Annotated in this window: 1 protein-coding gene; it reads right to left on the bottom strand. The window is 67.3% G+C overall.

Going from position 1 to position 462, the window contains the following annotated elements; genetic code table 11:
- Positions 1-462 (bottom strand): tetratricopeptide repeat protein (locus RM844_RS32560; protein ID WP_311671047.1); only part of this gene is annotated, 462 nt, incomplete at both ends.

The following is a 462-nucleotide window of genomic DNA, read 5'->3' as shown; positions in this document are numbered from 1 at the left end:
AGAAAAGCAGGACGGCACCCCGGGTCACCACGACTGCCACCACTGCCCACACCGGGTGAACGCGGAAGAACTTGGCGCGGTCGATCTCGACGAGCGCTTGTGAGAGCGGGCCCAACGGCGAAGCCGGGGCGACCGTGCGGATCGACTCCGCGGTTGCCTGGGCGGCCTTGCGTTGTTTGGCCTCAAGCTGGGTGCGCGTGAGCGTGTAGCGGTAGTAGGCGTGGGTGTGCGCGAGTTTCACTGCCGCACTGGCCGATTCGACTGCCTCTTTGGCCTTTCCGCCACCGTTGAGGATGGCTCGCGCCCGGACGTCATGGACCCAAGCCTGGTTCGGGTCGATGGCAAGGGAGCGTTCGGTCCACTTCCGGGCCTCGCGCGCGTGACCGTCCGCGTGAAGCGCAGAGGCCAGCAGTCCCAACAGCTCGGCGTTGTTCGGGTCGCTCTGCAATCCGGCGCGTGCCG

It is taken from the genome of Streptomyces chisholmiae, from assembly GCF_031845445.1.
Taxonomy (GTDB): Bacteria; Actinomycetota; Actinomycetes; order Streptomycetales; family Streptomycetaceae; genus Streptomyces; species Streptomyces chisholmiae.
This window is presented reverse-complemented; position numbering and strand designations above follow the sequence as displayed.